Source organism: Vibrio sp. 10N.261.45.E2 (genome assembly GCF_002875705.1).
Classification (GTDB): domain Bacteria; phylum Pseudomonadota; class Gammaproteobacteria; order Enterobacterales; family Vibrionaceae; genus Vibrio.
This window is the reverse complement of record NZ_MCZZ01000051.1, coordinates 1-1,292: the sequence shown is the minus strand read 5'-3', so window position 1 is coordinate 1,292 and position 1,292 is coordinate 1. Positions and strand designations below refer to the sequence as shown.

The window sequence follows — 1,292 nt, the reverse complement described above, 5'->3', positions numbered from 1 at the left end:
GGTTCATCGCGGATTAGCGGGAACTAAAAACAAAAACGGTAGTAAGTGATATGGTTTAGTCGCCAAACAAAAATCATACACAAACTACCGTTTTCATGCCGAATCATACTTTCCTATCTTCATTCTGGGAAGGCTTTCAAATAGTAAAGTCTCACCAGACAGCATCACTGATTACTCTGACTCTTAAACCTAACTCTGAGGCTAAGTGCCTTTGTGGTCTTGAAGCCGAAGCTATCCATGAGTATCAATGGCGTCATGTGAAAGAAGCCATGTTGCTCGGTGTTCCTGTTGAACTTTCCGTTCAAACACGAAGAATTAAGTGTCGTGACTGCGGCATAAAAACAGAGTCTCTATCTTGGCTAGAGCCTTATGCTCGCATCACGAAACGCCTAAAAAGTTACATAGAACAACTGCTGCCTCTTCTTCCCATTAAGCATATCTCCCAGTTAACGAGCGTACACTGGAACACCATTAAAGAGATAGATAAACGCCGACTTCGACAAGTGGTACCGTCAGTGAAATGGGAAGAGCTAAGGCAACTCGTCATGGACGAGTTCGCTATCTTTAAAGGGCATAGGTATGCCACGGTCATTGCTGACGCTAAGACTCATCAAGTCATTTGGATAGGGTTAGGCCGTAGCCGCAAGGACATACGACCGTTCTTCGAGCTGTTAGGCAAGCATGGCAATAATATCGAAGCGGTCGCGATGGACATGAATACGGCTTTTGACCTTGAAGTTCAAGCGCACTGCCCGAACGCAAAAATCGTTTACGACTTATTCCATGTTGTTGCTAAGTTCGGTCGAGAGGTCATGGATAGAGTCAGAGTCGACCAAGCCAACAAACTCAAGCAAGATAAAAAAGCGAGGCAATGGGTCAAGCGCTCACGCTGGGTGTTGTTGAAAAATAGAGGCAACTTAAATCCACGGCAAGACAGCTATCTTACAGAAATATTGAATATCAATAAGGACTTAATGACCACTTATATACTCGGGGCACAACTCAAAGAGCTTTGGTATTGTGAATCAGAAGCACATGCTAAAGGGCTCTGGGAGGCGTGGTGGGCACAAGTACAAGAGAGTGGAATTAAGCCATTGAAAGAGTTCGCACGAAAACTGAGTCCTTATCTTCACGGTATTATCGCATCGGCAAGTTATCCGCTAAACACCTGCACCCTAGAAGGGATAAACAACAAGATAAAGCTAATCAAGCGAATGGGATATGGGTATCGAGATACAGACTACTTCTTCTTGAAGATAAAAGCGGCTTTCCCCGGAAAGCCGCGATGAACC

General features: G+C 44.7%; 1 protein-coding gene. It reads left to right on the top strand.

Annotated elements, in window-relative coordinates:
• The first annotated feature begins 95 nt into the window (after positions 1-95).
• A complete protein-coding gene (locus tag BCT34_RS02920) occupies positions 96-1,289 on the top strand; it encodes an ISL3 family transposase (RefSeq protein WP_083702773.1) in 1,194 nt (397 codons plus the stop codon).
• Positions 1,290-1,292: the final 3 nt, after the last annotated feature.

Bases quoted from the DNA above. Each gene is read 5' to 3' on its own strand.
- BCT34_RS02920 (WP_083702773.1), top strand. From the start codon at position 96: ATGCCGAATCATACTTTCCTATCTTCATTCTGGGAAGGCTTTCAAATA.